This is a genomic window from Pseudomonas sp. v388 (assembly GCF_003935425.1).
Taxonomy (GTDB): Bacteria; Pseudomonadota; Gammaproteobacteria; order Pseudomonadales; family Pseudomonadaceae; genus Aquipseudomonas.
On sequence record NZ_RHQN01000006.1, the window covers coordinates 99,939 to 115,390 of the forward strand.

Here is a 15,452-nt window from a genome sequence, read left to right on the forward strand (position 1 = left end):
ACACTATAGGAATCCGGCCACCGCGCAGTCAAGGCGCGCTCTCAAGGAAAAGCCTTACATTTCGGAGATTTAGGAGAGGTTTCGCAGAACGAGAGAGAATTTTTGTACGGTTCCTACGGATAAATCCTACTCAATTCAGCTCATTACGATCTGAAGTTAAAGTGATTTATCAAGTGTAAGAATTTTTTGATATTACGGAGGGGTGTCTGCTGTGATTAGCAGCAGAGGGAATAAGGTGGAGAGTCGATCTGTAAGCCGGGTTCTGTCGAGGACAGTCATTCCTCTACGACGGCCATCACTGGACGTCTTTAGCAACCTACCCGGTTCCAGCGCGGGCCACGCCTTGGAACCCTATTTGGTCTTGCTCCGAGTGGGGTTTACCTAGCCACGAACTGTTGCCAGACGTGCGGTGCGCTCTTACCGCACCTTTTCACCCTTACCGGCACCGAAGTGCTTAGGCGGTTATTTTCTGTGGCACTTTCCGTAGGCTCGCGCCCCCCAGGCGTTACCTGGCACTCCGCCCTATGGAGCCCGGACTTTCCTCCCCCCCTTGTTGCAGAACAACAAGAGGCAGCGACTGTCCAATCGACTCTCCGCCGCCAAGGTTAGCGGCACGCGCCGCCGAGGACAAGCTTTAATAGCCCGATAGTGGCGCGCGAGTCCTTGAAAAATCTGCTTATTCGCCGCTCTGCTTGTCCAGTGCGACCTGATACAGCAGGTTCTTGCGCACGCCGGTAATCTGCGCGGCAAGGGCCGCCGCACGCTTGAGCGGCATCTCTTCGAGCAGCAGATCCAGGATGCGCCGGGCTTCGGAGCCGACCGCGTCTTCATCTTCCGGAAGCGTCCAGCCGGCCACCAGCACAACGCATTCGCCCCGCTGCTGGTTGCTGTCGGACTCGACGAACGCCCGCAACTCACCCAAGGGCAAACCCTTGAGCGTCTCGAAGGTTTTAGTCAGCTCGCGAGCCAGCAGCGCCGGGCGATCGGCACCGAACACCAGCTCCATGTCTTGCAGGCACTCAAGAATCCGATGCGGCGCCTCATAAAAGATCAGGGTGCGCGGTTCTTCCTTGACCAGCTCCAGCCTGGCCCGACGGCCGACCGCCTTGGCGGGCAGGAAACCCTCGAAGATAAAACGATCCGACGGCAGGCCCGCAGCCGACAGCGCAGCGATCAGCGCGCAGGCACCGGGCACCGGAACCACTGCAATACCCGCCGCCCGCGCCTGACGAACCAGGTGGTAGCCCGGATCGGAGATCAGCGGAGTGCCCGCATCGGAAATCAACGCCACGTCGTCGCCGGCCAGCAAGCGGGTGATGAATCGGCTGCCCTCGTCGCGCTCATTGTGTTCATGGCAGGCCGCCAGCGGTGTGCCGATGCCGAAATGTTGCATCAGGCGCGCCGAATGACGGGTATCCTCGGCGGCAATCAATGCCACTTCACGCAACACCTTCAATGCCCGCACGCTCATGTCGTCCAGATTGCCGATCGGCGTGGCCACTACATAAAGCGAGCCTGGGGCGGAATTCGAAGCAACCGGGGCAGTCAAAGCGCAGACCTCATGTTTGTAAGTCCTGATGTCTTGAAAAAAAGGCATTGTACAGGCTACAGGCTCGACAAACGGCGCACGCCACCTGGGAAGTAATAAAAAGGAACGACATGGACGATCAGACTGTATTACGGCATCACCGCTTTAGAACACCATCGAAGTCGCACCCCGGCCAGTGCTTGGGTACAATTCTCCGCTAATTCGCTTGAGTATCAGGAACACATACATGATCGCTTGCCTGCGGCTGTTCTCTGCCCTCTGCCTCGCTGCCTTATTGGCTGCCTGCGCCAGCTCACCCTCCTCCAGTCTCGGTGAACTGCCTCGCACTCCCGACGCCACTATCGAGCAACTGCTCGACCAGGCCGCTGCCGCCAAGACCCCGCAAGAGGCCGCCACGCTGCGCCTGAGCGCTGCGGACCTGGCCAACCGCCGGAACGATGCCGGCCGCGCCGCGCAGATTCTGGGGCAAGTGCAGATGGACCAGCTCAAGCCGGGCCTGCAGGTATTTGCCAGCACCCTGTCCGCCGAGCTTGCGCTGGGACGTAATCAGCCCAAAGCGGCGTTGACCGCCTTGAATCATCCGAGCATGCAGCGCCTCGGCGAGCTGTCCGTCGAACAACAGGTTCGCACGCACATGGTCAAGGCCCGCGCCCTGGAAGCCGACGGCCAGACCCTCCCGGCCGCCAGCGAACGCGTATTTGCCGGCCCATTGCTGCAAGGTCCGGACGCCCTGGCCAACAATGACGCCATCTGGGCGCTGGTTGCCGCGCTGCCTGCCGATCAGCTCCAGAGCACCTCGACGGACGACATGGGCGGCTGGCTTGATCTGGCTCGCTCGGTCAAGGGCGCCGGTACGCTCGAACAGCAGCAGGCTGCGATCGACACCTGGAAAGCCGGGCACCCGCAACATCCAGCCGCCGCACAGCTGCCGACCACCCTTGCCCAGTTGCGCGCCCTGACCAGCGAGCCGCTGACCAAAATTGCTCTGCTGTTACCGCAGGAAGGCCAACTGGCTTCCGTCGCCAAGGCCCTGCGTGAAGGCTTCATGGCTGCACATTTCCAGGCTCAACAAGCCGGTCAGAACCCACCGGCCATTCAGGTTTTCGACAGCTCGCGCATCACCTCCATGGATGAGTTCTACAACCAGGCCAAAGCCGCCGGTGTGCAACTGGTGGTCGGCCCGCTGGAAAAGAATCTGGTCAAACAGTTGAGTAGCCGTGAACAACTGCCTGTCACCACGCTGGCGCTGAACTACAGCGATGCGGGCACTGAAGGGCCTGCGCAGTTGTTCCAGTTCGGCCTCGCCGCCGAGGACGAGGCCCGCGAAGTGGCTCGTCGTGCCTGGGCCGACGGCAAGCGCAGCGCCGTGGCCATGGTGCCGAAAGGTGAATGGGGCGACCGCGTTCTGGAAGCGTTCCGCCAGAGCTGGCAAGCCAAGGGCGGTACTCTCATCGCCGCCGAACACGTCGATCAGCCGGTGGCGCTGGCCCAGCAGGTCGCCGACCTGTTCCAGCTGCGCAAGAGCGAAGGCCGTGCCCAGCGCGTGCAAAGCACTGTCGGCACCCAAGTCGCCGCCCAGCCCGCACGTCGCCAGGACATCGACTTCATGTTCCTGGCCGCCACGCCTCAGCAAGCCCAGCAGATCAAACCGACCATGGTTTTCCAGTACGCCGGCGACGTTCCGGTCTACGCCACGTCGCATCTGTTCACCAACAGCAACGACCAGGCCATGTACATGGACCTCAACGGTGTGCGCTTCTGCGAAACCCCCTGGCTGCTCAACGCCAACGATCCGCTGCGCCAGCAAGTCACAGCCCAATGGCCGCAAGCGGCAGGCAGTCTTGGCCGGCTGTATGCGATGGGTATCGATGCCTATCGTCTGGCGCCGCGCCTGGCTCAACTCAAGGCATTGCCTGAAAGCCGCATCGACGGTCTGTCCGGCAGCCTGAGCATGAACCCCAGCCGCCGCGTGGAACGCCAGCTGCCATGGGCCGAGTTCGTTGACGGCAAGATCCAGCGCCTTCCCGACACTGCGCCTTGATGCAACGCGGTACCCGGCAACAGGCAGGGCGAGAGGCGGAAGCCTACGCCCTGCTGTACCTCCAGCAGCAGGGTCTGCAGCTGATCACGCGAAACTGGTTATGCAAACGCGGCGAGCTTGATCTAGTCATGCTCGACGGCGATGCAGTAGTATTCGTCGAAGTTCGCTACCGCCGCCATTCAGAGTGGGGCGGAGCCATGGGCAGCGTCGATTTTCGCAAGCAGGAACGGCTGATTCTGGCCGCACAACTGTTCTTGCAACAGGAGCCCCAGTGGGCCGATCACCCTTGTCGTTTCGACGTGATCGCGGTCGACGGAGACCCGCATGACGCCGCTCCGTTGAATTGGGTCCAGAACGCTTTCGACAGTTGACTCGCCCGGCATTCGCTGCTTGAAGCCTGGCGCCGCGCGCAACGATGCCTTGAACCCCGATTTCGCTATTTGTTCTTTTGCAGGCCGCACACGCAGTGTGCCGGGCAGCTTCCGGTAACCCCGGGCGCCACGACCAGCCGCAGTACGCTCTCATTAAGGTCACATTGATGGACATGCAATCCCGAATCCGCCGGCTCTTCCAGGCCAGCATCGACACCAAGCAACAGGCGATGGAAGTCCTTGCTCCGTATATCGAGCAAGCCAGCCAGGTGATGGTCAACGCTCTGCTGAACGAGGGCAAGATGCTGGCCTGTGGCAATGGCGGCTCTGCGGGTGATGCCCAGCATTTTTCCTCGGAACTGCTCAACCGCTTCGAACGCGAACGGCCGAGCCTGCCGGCCATCGCGCTGACCACCGATACCTCGACGATCACCTCTATCGCCAACGATTACAGCTACAACGAGATTTTCTCCAAGCAGATCCGCGCCCTGGGGCAACCGGGTGATGTCCTGCTGGCGATTTCCACCAGCGGCAACTCGGCAAACATTATTCAAGCCATCCAGGCCGCACATGATCGTGAAATGATTGTCGTAGCATTGACGGGACGCGACGGCGGCGGCATGGCCTCGCTGTTGCTGCCTGAGGACGTGGAAATCCGCGTACCGGCCAATGTCACGGCCCGCATACAAGAAGTCCATCTGCTGGCGATCCATTGCCTTTGCGATTTGATCGACAGCCAACTGTTCGGGAGTGAAGAATGACCCCTAATCGCCTCAGCCTGTTGGTCCTGACCCTGTGCCTCGGCTTCAGCGGCTGCAGCTCGGTCCTAACGGCGGCTCGCGACAAGCCGATCGACGACGACCGTGGCACGCGCACCATCGGCAGCAAGATCGATGATTCACTGATCGAGACCAAGGCCGCCGTCAATATTTCCAAGGCCCATCCGGACCTCGCCGAAGGCTCGCATATCGTCGTCACCAGCTTCAACGGCATCGTGCTGCTGGCCGGCCAGACGCCTCGCGCAGACCTCAAGGCTACCGCCGAACAGGCGGCCGCCGCCGTTCAGCGCGTGAAGAAGGTCAATAACGAAATCCAGGTGATGGCGCCCTCCTCATTGCTGGCCCGCAACAACGACGCCTGGCTGACCACCAAGATCAAGACCCAGATGCTGGCCGACAATTCGATCCCAGGCTCGCGCATCAAGGTCGTGACCGAGAACGGCATCGTCTTCCTGCTGGGCCTGGTGACCCAGGACGAAGCGAACCGCGCAACCAGCCTGGTACAGGGCGTCGGCGGCGTGCAGAAGATCGTCAAGCTGTTCGAATACATCGACTGATCCGCGCCTTCACGACGACCATGAAAAAGGCGATCCATCCGGATCGCCTTTTTTCATTTCACCACTTTCAAACTTGGCCGGCCGCTTGGTCGCGGTGGCTCACTGTCCGGAGGCGGCGCATCGTCGTCCAGCTCGATTTCCTCGTCCTCACCCATCGGCGCTTCGAGGTCGAACACCATGCCCTGACCGTTTTCCCGGGCATAGATGCCCAGGATCGCAGCCACAGGCACATACAGCGAATGCGGCACGCCGCCGAAGCGGCCTTCGAAACTGACCGCGTCGTTATCCATGTGCAGGTGACGCACGGCACTTGGCGAAACGTTCAGGACAATCTGTCCATCGTTGGCAAAGCCTTGGGGCACTTGCACGGATGGGTATTCTGCATTGACCAGCACATGCGGGGTGCAATCGTTATCGACGATCCACTCATAAAGAGCACGAACCAGATAAGGGCGACTGGAGTTCATCAACGGCTCCTTAAGCCTTAGCGCATCTCGCGTTCGGCGGCAGACAGACTCAACTGAAAGGCCTCACGCGCGAATTGGCGTTCCATATAATCAAGCAGCGGCTTGGCAGGCCGCGGCAACTCGATACCCAGGACTGGCAAACGCCAGAGTATGGGCAGTAGACAGCAATCGACGAGACTTTGCTCGTCACTGAGGAAAAAAGGCTTGTCCGCAAACAACGGTGAAACGCCGGTCAGGCTTTCACGCAGCTCTTTTCGGGCTTGCACGCGGGCAGCCTCTTTGGAGCGCGGATCCAGAATCAGATCCACCAGACCACACCAGTCACGCTGGATCCTGTGGACCAGCAGCCGGCTGTTGCCGCGCGCTACCGGATAGACCGGCATCAGCGGCGGATGTGGGTAGCGCTCATCCAGGTATTCCATCACCACCATGGACTCGTACAAGGCCAGGTCACGGTCGACCAGGGTCGGCACGCTGCCATACGGGTTCACTTCGATGAGTTGAGGCGGCTGCCGCCCCGCCGCAACGTCGATGATCTCGGCGCTGACACCCTTCTCAGCGAGCACCAGGCGCACGCGGTGGGAATAGTGGTCGGCGGGGTCGGAGTAACAGGCCAACCGGTTGGTCACGCCCATGGCGATCCTCCTCGCTTGTTGAAATTGATCGAACAGACAAACAAAGGCGCCCCAGCGGCGCCTTCGATAACGAATGGACCCAGGCAGGTGTTCGTCGCGGGCGACAAGATAGCTCATTTACGCGATGTAAATTCTGCAATCTTGTGCTGATACGTTACCCGCACCGCGATATTCAGCTATCGAGACGCTCTGGAGCGCTTTGTTGAACGGTGATCCCGTGCCGATCAGTGGTGAACGTCCTTCCAGTACTCGCGCTTGAGCAGATAGGCGAATACGAAGAAGAAGGCCAGGTACAGCAACACGTAGGTACCAATTCGCTGGTGCTGCAGTTTAACCGGGTTGGCCGAGTAGGCGAGAAAGGTCACCAGATTCTTGATCTTCTCGTCGAACTGCTCTTCGCTCAGGCTGCCGGTCTTGGGCACGATGGTCAGCTGGTCGCACGCCTCGTGCGTCAGCGGCGCGCCGGTCAGCGGGTCGTATTGTTTCTTGCCGTCCTCCACCACTTGCACTTGCTTGCAGCCGATAACCTGCCGGCCCTGCAGACCGACCAAAACGTTCGGCATGCCGACATTGGGGAAGACCTTGTTGTTGACACCCCAGGGACGCGCCGGATCTTCATAGAACGAGCGCAGATAACCGTAGAGCCAGTCAGTGCCGCGCACCCGCGCCACCAGGGTCAAGTCCGGCGGCGCGGAGCCAAACCAGGTCTTGGCATCGTTTGGCGACATGCCGATATTCATGTGATCGCCGATCTTTGCCCCGGTGAATACCAGCTTTTCCAGCATCATCTCGTGGGGAATGCCCAGATCATCCGCCACGCGTTCGTACCGCTGGTACTTGGCGCTGTGGCAGCCCATGCAATAGTTGGCAAAGGTGCGTGCGCCGTCCTGCATTGCCGCCTTGTCCGAGACATCGATGTCCACGCTTTCCAGCTCGCTGGCGCCATGTTCGGCGGCGAAACAGACGACAGGCAGCACCGCAAGAAGCCATACAACCAGTAACTTTTTCATCAGCCAGTCACCCTTTCTGGAACCGGTTTGGTCTTCTCGAGCCGGGTATAGAACGGCATCAGAATGAAGTAGGAAAAGTAGAGAAAGGTGCATATCTGGGACAGCAGAGTGCGGCCCGGCGTAGGCGCCAGTACACCCAGTACGCCCAGGATCACGAAAGCGACGCAGAACACCAGCAGCGCTGTTTTGCTCAGCCAGCCCTTGTAGCGCATGGATCTGACCGGGCTGCGGTCAAGCCACGGCAGCACGAACAACACCGCAATCGCCGCCCCCATCGCCATCACTCCCATGAGCTTGTCGGGGATTGCCCGCAGGATTGCGTAGAACGGCGTGAAGTACCAGACCGGCGCGATATGTTCGGGCGTCTTGAAAGCATTGGCCGCTTCGAAGTTCGGCTTTTCCAGGAAGTAACCGCCCATTTCCGGAAAGAAGAACACAATCGAGCAGAACACGAACAGAAACACCACTACACCGACGATGTCTTTGACGGTGTAATACGGATGAAAGGCAATGCCATCCAGCGGCTTGCCGTTTTCATCCTTGAGCTTCTTGATATCGACGCCGTCGGGGTTGTTGGAGCCCACTTCGTGCAGCGCCAGGATGTGCAGGACCACAAGCCCGAGGATCACGATCGGCAGGGCCACGACGTGCAGGGCGAAGAAGCGGTTGAGGGTGATGCCCGAGATCAGGTAATCGCCGCGAATCCATTGCGTCAAATCGTCACCGATGAGTGGAATGGCGCCGAACAGCGAGATGATGACCTGTGCTCCCCAGTAGGACATCTGGCCCCATGGCAGCAGATAACCCATGAAGGCTTCAGCCATCAAAGCCAGGTAGATCAACATACCGAACACCCAGACCAGCTCGCGCGGCTTCTGGTAGGAGCCATACAACAGCCCCCTGAACATATGCAGATAGACGACGATGAAGAACGCCGATGCGCCGGTGGAGTGCAACAGGCGCAGGATGGCGCCGTACTCGACGTCGCGCATGATGTATTCGACCGAGGCAAACGCGCCTTCGGCCGTCGGCGTATAGCTCATGGTCAGCCAGACGCCCGTCAATATCTGGTTTACCAGCACCAGCAAGGCGAGCGAACCGAAGTAGTAGAAAAAATTGAAGTTACGCGGGGCGTAGTATTTGCTGAGGTGGTCTTCCCACATTTTGGTGGCAGGAAAGCGAGCATCCACCCAATCCATGAATTTACTCATCACGCACCCTCCTTATCGACGCCAATGACGATGACACTGTCCGACTCATAGGAATGTGGCGGCACCGGCAAATTCAGAGGCGCGGGCTGCGATTTGTAGACCCGACCGGCCAGATCGTAATGAGAGCCGTGACACGGACAGAAATAGCCGCCGACCCAGTCTTTGCCAAGGTCGGCAGGTGCAACTTCAGGACGGAAGGTTGGCGAGCAGCCAAGGTGGGTGCAGATGCCGACCAGCAGCAGGATTTCCGGCTTGATCGAGCGCAGGCTGGGGTCGACGTAGTCGGGCTGGACTGAGGCTTTGGACTCGGGGTCGGATAACTGGCCCGTGAGCTTGCCGAGGTTATCCAGGATCTCTTGGGTACGACGAACGATGAATACCGGCTGGCCTCGCCACTCGGCAACCATCTGCTGCCCGGCTTCGATCTTGCTGATGTTCACCTTGACCGGCGCTCCCGCCGCTTTGGCCTTGGCACTGGGGAACCATGACCCCACGAACGGGACCGCCGCCCCCACCGCTCCCGCAGCACCCACCACAGATGTGGCTGCCACGAGGAAGCGACGCCGGCCTGCATTCACGCCGTCATTGCTCATTCCGTCCTCTCCCATCCGCTATGTGGCCTGATCAATCAGGCGTCTACTTCATAACAATCTAGCTGTTATAAATTTCGCCGGATGGTAAATGAAAAACCCTTCAACAAACAAGGTCATAAGACCTCACTAAAAGTAGGATATGTTGTAAACCGTGGCTTCCAGCCGTGTGTCACGTTGTCACACATAATTAACAGGCATAAAAAAACGCCCGACTCCGTGAGGAGCGGGCGTTCTTCTTGAACGAAGAAACGAATTAACGCTTCGAGTACTGCGGACGCTTACGCGCTTTACGCAGACCGACTTTCTTACGTTCAACTTCACGAGCGTCACGAGTGACGAAGCCTGCTTTACGCAGTGCGCCGCGCAGAGTCTCGTCGTACTGCATCAGAGCGCGAGTGATACCGTGGCGGATTGCGCCAGCCTGGCCACTTACGCCGCCACCGATAACGGTGACGTAGATGTCGAACTTTTCAACGGTCTCGGTCAGTTCCAGCGGCTGACGAACTACCATGCGGGCAGTTTCACGGCCGAAGAACGTGTCCAGGGAACGGTTGTTGATCGAGATGTTACCAGTGCCCGGACGCAGGAAAACGCGTGCGGTTGCGGTCTTGCGACGGCCAGTGCCGTAATTTTGAGTCGCCGACATAATGAACTATTCCGTTAAAACTTCAGTTCTTGGGGCTGCTGAGCAGTATGAGGGTGTACAGCGCCCGCATAGACTTTCAGCTTACGATACATGTCGCGACCCAGCGGGTTCTTAGGCAGCATGCCTTTGACCGCGGTCTCGATCACGCGCTCAGGAGCTTTGTCGATCAGCTTTTCGAAGTTGATCGATTTGATCCCGCCCGGAAAACCGGAGTGTGAGTAGTAAATCTTGTCGGTAGTCTTGGCACCGGTAACGCGGATCTGCTCGGCGTTGATGACGACGATGTAATCGCCGGTATCGACGTGCGGAGTGTATTCCGGCTTGTGCTTGCCACGCAGACGGCTCGCGATTTCGGTGGCCAGACGACCCAGGGTCTGACCAGCAGCGTCGACGACGAACCAGTCGCGCTTAACTGTTTCCGGTTTAGCAGTAAAAGTTTTCATTCTTTATAGCCTCAGGGGCCGCCCTGAAAATTAGACGGCGGATCTTACTGAATAGTGCGTACTTTGACAAGTCAAAGGCAGCCGGAAACAGACGCTATCGGGGGCTCGGGTCAGCGCGTCCGTTATACGGCAAGATTCTTCGGCAGACGGCGCATCACTTCCACTGCAAAGAGCTGGCGGATTATACAGGCTGCGAAAATATCCTCAACCAGATTTTTGAATCCGCAGCGCAGGCACCGCAGCGGACGTTTCCGGCAACAGGGCAAGGCTGGACAGGCGCGGCGAAAAATAAGACGATCCAGCCGTTACCTGACCAATAAACCCTATAAGAACAAAGAAAAGAATATGCCGATCCCACCCTCCGCGTATCTGCGGCGCGTCAACATTCTGGCCACCGACAAGGTGTTCGCCTCGACCCTGATGCAGGCCAAGGATTTTTTTCATCTGGCCAGCCTGCGCTACAGCAAGCAATTGGGCCAAGGCCTGGTCCCGGCTTTTGAAACCCGACTGGTCAGTCCCGACGGTCTTCCCGTCCACAGCTTCAGCGACGTCACGCTGCCGGTGGACGGTCAGCTGGGGCCATGCGACATCATCGTGATCCCGGCCTTCTGGGATGATTTCGAGGTGCTTTCCCAGCGCTATCCGCAAGTCATTCCCTGGCTTCGCGAACAACACGCCAACGGGGCGGTGTTGTGCGCGGAGGCGACGGGCGTGTTCTGGCTGGCCGAGGCAGGCCTGCTGGACGGCAAGGAGGCCACGACCTACTGGCGCTTCTTCAATGCCTTTGCCGAGCGCTACCCCAACGTACTGCTCAATCAGGAGAAACACCTGACCGACGCGGACAACCTGTACTGCGCCGGCGGCACCACGTCGGCCTGTGATCTCTACATTTATCTGATTGAGCGTTTCTGCGGCGCCAGCATCGCCCAGGCCGTGGCCCGCGACATTCTCTATGAAGTACGCCGCAGCTACTCACCCGGCCGGATCGGTTTTGGCGGACAGAAGCTGCATCAGGATGTGATCATTCTGCAGATCCAGCACTGGCTCGAAGAGCACTTCGCGGACAAGTTTCGCTTCGAAGACGTGGCACGCGACCACGGGATGAGCATCCGCAATTTCATGCGCCGCTTTCAGACCGCGACCGGTGACAAGCCGCTGCACTACCTGCAACGGCTGCGGATCGAAACCGCCAAAGGCCTGCTCTCCGGCACGCGCAAGAGCATCAAGACCATCAGCTACGAAGTGGGTTACGACGACGCCAGCTTCTTTGCCCGCCTGTTCCGGCAGCACACCGAGCTGTCGCCGAATCAGTATCGGCAGCAGTTTCAGCAGGCGGCATGAGCGAGCGGCAAGCTGCAAGCACAAGCGTGCTCAGCGCTTGCCCTAAGGCCTGTGCGCCCGAGCGAGGAACTCATGGGACTGCATTTCCAGCAACCGGCTGAGGGTGCGCTGGAACTCGAACATCAGGCGGCCGCCGGTGTAGAGGTCCTTGAGTTCGACCTCGGCCGAGATGATCAGCTTGACGTTGCGGTCGTAGAATTCGTCGACCATGTTGATGAAGCGCCGTGCAATGTCGTCGGTGGAGACGTTCATCTGCTCGACGCCGCTGAGCAGCACGGCATGGAAGATCTTGCCCAGTTCGATGTAGTCGTTCTGGCTGCGCGGGCCGTCGCATAGTTCGCGGAAGTCGAACCAGGCCACGTCGTCACAGGTACGCAACGCGCGGATTTCCCGGTTCTCGATCATGAGCACGTCGTTTTCGACGGTCTGCGCGCATTCCGGGGTCAGCGCCTTGAAGCTCTTGCGCATGCTTTCCTGGGCCGCTTCGTTCAACGGGAAGTGGAACAGCTCGGCTTGTTCCAGGTGGCGCAGACGATAATCCACGCCACTGTCGACGTTGACGATATCGGTGTTCTGCTTGATCAGTGCAATGGCCGGCAGGAAGCGCGCACGTTGCAGGCCATCCTTGTACAGGCCGTCGGGCACGATGTTGGACGTGGCGACCAGGGTCACGCCATTCTTGAACAGCTCTTCCATCAGAGTGCCGAGAATCATGGCGTCGGTGATGTCGGACACGAAGAACTCGTCGAAACAGATCACCCGCGCTTCGTCGGAAAAGCGCCTGGCGATGAGCGTCAGCGGGTTTTTCTCGCCCTTGAGGGTCTTCATCTCTTCGTGCACGCGCTTCATGAAGCGGTGGAAGTGAGTGCGGACTTTCTGCTCGAACGGCAGAGCCTCGAAAAAGGTGTCGACCAGGTAAGTCTTGCCACGGCCTACGCCGCCCCAGAAGTACAGTCCCTTGACCAGGGCCGGCTCTTTCTTGCCGAACAACTTGCCGAACAGACCCGGCTTGCTGTCGCCGGCGGCCACCAGATCGTCGTACAGGCGCTGCAAATGACGCACGGCATTTTCCTGTGCGGCATCGTGAAAGAAATCCGGGCGTTTCAGATCAGCTTGATATCGTTCTAGAGGCGTCATATTCGTTAGCAAGGCAACAAAAACGGGCCGTCACTGTAGCGACGGCCCCGGGGAATGGCAATCAGTCCTGTTGAGGAGCGAGCGCCGACTTGAGCGTCTGGATAGCGACGTCGCGTGCGCCGGCATCGGCGAACGCGGGGCTGTCGGCGACGCAGGCGCCGTCGAGCCATAGAGTGAAGCGGTCATCTTCGGCGCGCACGTCCAATTCACCGCCCTGTTGCAGCTGCTTGCTGACCGCTCCGGCAGCCTTGCCATCGGCGAAGCTGCGCGACAACACCAGCTGTTCGCCATCTGCGGCCAACAGGCGGAAGCGGAAACTGCCGTCGTCTTCGCGGAAGCTGACGAAACGCGCGCCCTTGGCGGCTTTCTTCTTGCCCGTCTCGGCGACCTGGGCCACGCTGCGGAAGGAACGCAAGCCAACCGCCTCGCGCAGTTGCTCAAGGAACGGCGTCGCGACGCGGCGAGCTTTCTGAGCGCCGGCCAGCAGAATATCTTCCAGATCGGCAGGACGCTGGATCAGCGCGTTGTATTTCTCCCGCGCCTCGCTCAACTCGCCATCAAGCAGCGTGAACAGACGATTCTTGGCTTCGCCCCAACCCAGACCCTGCAACAGTTCGGAGCGGAACGCGGCGACTTGCTCCGGTGTGGCGAACGCCTGATAAAGCGTGAACAGGTGCGAGTTGTCCGGGTCCTTCGCTTCGCCTGGCGCACGGGAGTCGGTGACGATGCGGGAAATGGCATCTTTCATGTCCTTGGCGCTGCTGAACAACGGAATGGTGTTGTCGTAGCTCTTGGACATCTTGCGGCCATCCAGGCCAGGCAAGGTGGCGACGCTTTCTTCGATGAGCGCTTCGGGCATGACGAAGAACTCTTTGCCGTTGCCGAACAGATGGTTGAAGCGCTGACCAATATCCCGCGCCATTTCGACGTGCTGGATCTGATCACGGCCGACCGGCACCTTGTGGGCGTTGAACATCAGAATGTCGGCAGCCATCAATACCGGATAGCTGTACAAGCCCATGGTAATGCCCGCGTCCGGGTCTTCGCCGGTCTCGACGTTCTTGTCCACCGACGCCTTGTACGCATGGGCGCGGTTGAGCAGGCCCTTGGCGGCCACGCAGGTCAGCAGCCAGGTCAGCTCAGGGATTTCCGGAATGTCGGACTGGCGGTAGAACGTCACGCGGTCGGCATCCAGGCCGGCAGCCAGCCAGGTCGCGGCGATTTCCAGACGCGAGCGCTGGATGCGCAGCGGGTCATCGCATTTGATCAGGGCGTGATAGTCGGCCAGAAAGTAGAACGAGTCCGCACCGGGCTGGCGGCTGGCGACGATGGCCGGACGAATCGCGCCGGCGTAGTTGCCCAGGTGAGGAGTGCCGGTGGTGGTAATACCGGTCAGGATACGAGTGGTCATGGCGGGTCGCTTATCCAGATGCTGCAATCAGTTCGACAGGCGCGGAACGACCAGATCTTTCAGGTCGGTCAGCTTGCCGTGAAAAAAGTGTCCGCATTCTGCCACTTTCAGCAGCTCATGGGGGCGTTGCAGCGCAGCAGACCAGGCGTAGACCGATTCAGGATCGATGACTTCGTCGGTTTCCGGCTGGATGATGGTCAGCGGGCAGTCCTGCGGCAGCACGCTCTGGTCCGACAAACGCGACGCTGCCGCAGCCACCAGAAACAGATGGGTGAGCTTTTCGCCCTGCGCTTCGAGGCGACCACCGAGATTGGCGGCCACATAGCCGCCGAAGGAAAAGCCGAACAGCGTCATTGGCAGATCCGGGTGCTGGTCACGCAACCATTGCGCCGCAGCCTGGGCATCATCGATCTCGCCCGGACCTGCCACGGAGGTGCCGGCACTGGCGCCGACGCCGCGGTAATTGAAGCGCAAGGTGATCAGTCCCTGGTCGCGCGCGGTGCGCTGCAACGTGGAGACCACTTTATTGAGCATCGTTCCGCCCTGAATCGGGTTAGGATGGCAAATCAGCGCGATGCCCTTGGCATCGGGCAGGTCCTGATAGAGTGCTTCAAGCTGGCCTTCGGGGCCGTCGATAAAAACAGGGGTCTCACGCATGGGTAGAATAGAACTCCGTGACCTCGAAATGGGTCGACACGTCTAGCTGAATGTCTGTGGCTGGCATATCAACGACGCGTCGCGGGTATACAGCGCAGGTTCGAGCCGTTAACGTAAAGCAAAGCCGTTTATAGAGGAAGGACTCGTGGAACACTCGCTCTTAGTTTGGTTGTTGCCGACTCTCGCCCTGGTTGCCGGTGTCGTCATTGGTTTCCTGGCCGCACGTCTGCTGCCCAACACCGTTCCGAACAGCACCCAGCGCCAGCTGGATGATATTCAGGAGCGTTTCGATGCCTATCAGAACGAGGTGGTCACTCACTTCAACAGCACGGCTACCCTGGTACAGAAACTGTCGCAAAGCTATCACGATGTGCAGGAGCATCTCGCCGAGGGCGCCAACCACCTGGCCCTTGACGAAATCACCCGTCAACGCCTGCTGGCAGCGCTGCATCCGGACGCGAACACCGCCCCGCGCGACCGCCTGACCCCACCGCGCGATACGGAAGCGCCAAAGGACTACGCTCCGAAATCGCCCAACACCCCAGGCATGCTCGACGAGCACTACGGCTTGAAGAAGTAACGCCCGACCAGCCACACCCAAAGC

17 protein-coding genes and 1 other RNA gene are annotated in these 15,452 nt (G+C 59.6%); 6 read left to right on the forward strand and 12 right to left on the reverse strand.

What is annotated here, in order from left to right:
* Window positions 1-235 precede the first annotated feature (235 nt).
* Window positions 236-593, reverse strand: an RNA gene (rnpB, locus tag EGJ27_RS15265) — RNase P RNA component class A.
* Window positions 594-676: 83 nt separating this feature from the next.
* The gene (rsmI, locus tag EGJ27_RS15270) at window positions 677-1,549 is read right to left on the reverse strand and encodes a 16S rRNA (cytidine(1402)-2'-O)-methyltransferase (RefSeq protein WP_125831591.1); all 873 of its coding nucleotides are present in this window, start codon (window positions 1,547-1,549) and stop codon (window positions 677-679) included.
* A gap of 226 nt (window positions 1,550-1,775) precedes the next feature.
* Here rsmI and EGJ27_RS15275 point away from each other — a divergent pair, with 226 nt between their 5' ends.
* From EGJ27_RS15275 to EGJ27_RS15290, 4 genes are all read left to right on the forward strand, one after another.
* Window positions 1,776-3,590 carry a penicillin-binding protein activator gene (locus EGJ27_RS15275; protein WP_125831592.1) on the forward strand — a complete coding sequence of 605 codons (1,815 nt, stop codon included), beginning with the start codon at window positions 1,776-1,778 and terminating at the stop codon, window positions 3,588-3,590.
* Window positions 3,590-3,961, forward strand: a complete 372-nt coding sequence (locus EGJ27_RS15280; protein ID WP_125831593.1) for a YraN family protein — start codon at window positions 3,590-3,592, stop codon at window positions 3,959-3,961. Before EGJ27_RS15275 ends, EGJ27_RS15280 begins: the two co-directional genes overlap by 1 nt.
* A 167-nt stretch (window positions 3,962-4,128) precedes the next feature.
* Window positions 4,129-4,722, forward strand: coding sequence for a phosphoheptose isomerase (locus tag EGJ27_RS15285; protein WP_125831594.1), 594 nt, complete (start codon window positions 4,129-4,131; stop codon window positions 4,720-4,722).
* Window positions 4,719-5,297, forward strand: a complete 579-nt coding sequence (locus tag EGJ27_RS15290) for a BON domain-containing protein (protein WP_125831595.1) — start codon at window positions 4,719-4,721, stop codon at window positions 5,295-5,297. Before EGJ27_RS15285 ends, EGJ27_RS15290 begins: the two co-directional genes overlap by 4 nt.
* A 53-nt stretch (window positions 5,298-5,350) precedes the next feature.
* Here EGJ27_RS15290 and EGJ27_RS15295 read toward each other — a convergent pair whose 3' ends face one another.
* From EGJ27_RS15295 to rplM, 7 genes are all read right to left on the reverse strand, one after another.
* The gene (locus EGJ27_RS15295; RefSeq protein ID WP_125831596.1) at window positions 5,351-5,764 is read right to left on the reverse strand and encodes a ClpXP protease specificity-enhancing factor; all 414 of its coding nucleotides are present in this window, start codon (window positions 5,762-5,764) and stop codon (window positions 5,351-5,353) included.
* 17 nt (window positions 5,765-5,781) lie between these two features.
* A complete protein-coding gene (locus EGJ27_RS15300; RefSeq protein WP_125831885.1) occupies window positions 5,782-6,399 on the reverse strand; it encodes a glutathione S-transferase N-terminal domain-containing protein in 618 nt (205 codons plus the stop codon).
* Between the two features lie 224 nt (window positions 6,400-6,623).
* A complete protein-coding gene (locus EGJ27_RS15305) occupies window positions 6,624-7,409 on the reverse strand; it encodes a cytochrome c1 (RefSeq protein WP_125831597.1) in 786 nt (261 codons plus the stop codon).
* On the reverse strand, window positions 7,409-8,620 hold the full coding sequence (locus tag EGJ27_RS15310) for a cytochrome bc complex cytochrome b subunit (RefSeq protein WP_125831598.1): 1,212 nt from the start codon (window positions 8,618-8,620) through the stop codon (window positions 7,409-7,411). Before EGJ27_RS15310 ends, EGJ27_RS15305 begins: the two co-directional genes overlap by 1 nt.
* Window positions 8,620-9,213, reverse strand: coding sequence for a ubiquinol-cytochrome c reductase iron-sulfur subunit (gene petA, locus EGJ27_RS15315; protein WP_125831599.1), 594 nt, complete (start codon window positions 9,211-9,213; stop codon window positions 8,620-8,622). Before petA ends, EGJ27_RS15310 begins: the two co-directional genes overlap by 1 nt.
* A gap of 253 nt (window positions 9,214-9,466) precedes the next feature.
* Window positions 9,467-9,859, reverse strand: coding sequence for a 30S ribosomal protein S9 (gene rpsI, locus EGJ27_RS15320; protein WP_074753897.1), 393 nt, complete (start codon window positions 9,857-9,859; stop codon window positions 9,467-9,469).
* 14 nt (window positions 9,860-9,873) lie between these two features.
* Window positions 9,874-10,302 carry a 50S ribosomal protein L13 gene (rplM, locus tag EGJ27_RS15325; protein ID WP_004881525.1) on the reverse strand — a complete coding sequence of 143 codons (429 nt, stop codon included), beginning with the start codon at window positions 10,300-10,302 and terminating at the stop codon, window positions 9,874-9,876.
* Window positions 10,303-10,746: 444 nt separating this feature from the next.
* Between rplM and EGJ27_RS15330 the strand changes: the two genes are divergently transcribed.
* Entirely contained in the window at window positions 10,747-11,643 is an 897-nt protein-coding gene (locus EGJ27_RS15330) for a GlxA family transcriptional regulator (RefSeq protein WP_177523043.1), read from the forward strand.
* A 42-nt stretch (window positions 11,644-11,685) separates the two neighbouring features.
* Here EGJ27_RS15330 and zapE read toward each other — a convergent pair whose 3' ends face one another.
* The 3 genes from zapE to EGJ27_RS15345 form a co-directional block, all read right to left on the reverse strand.
* Complete coding sequence (gene zapE, locus EGJ27_RS15335) at window positions 11,686-12,780, reverse strand: cell division protein ZapE (protein ID WP_125831601.1); 1,095 nt, start codon at window positions 12,778-12,780, stop codon at window positions 11,686-11,688.
* A 61-nt stretch (window positions 12,781-12,841) separates the two neighbouring features.
* Window positions 12,842-14,191 carry a tryptophan--tRNA ligase gene (locus tag EGJ27_RS15340; protein WP_125831602.1) on the reverse strand — a complete coding sequence of 450 codons (1,350 nt, stop codon included), beginning with the start codon at window positions 14,189-14,191 and terminating at the stop codon, window positions 12,842-12,844.
* Window positions 14,192-14,218: 27 nt separating this feature from the next.
* Complete coding sequence (locus tag EGJ27_RS15345; RefSeq protein ID WP_125831603.1) at window positions 14,219-14,848, reverse strand: alpha/beta hydrolase; 630 nt, start codon at window positions 14,846-14,848, stop codon at window positions 14,219-14,221.
* Window positions 14,849-14,993: 145 nt separating this feature from the next.
* Between EGJ27_RS15345 and EGJ27_RS15350 the strand changes: the two genes are divergently transcribed.
* On the forward strand, window positions 14,994-15,428 hold the full coding sequence (locus tag EGJ27_RS15350) for a YhcB family protein (RefSeq protein ID WP_125831604.1): 435 nt from the start codon (window positions 14,994-14,996) through the stop codon (window positions 15,426-15,428).
* Window positions 15,429-15,452: the final 24 nt, after the last annotated feature.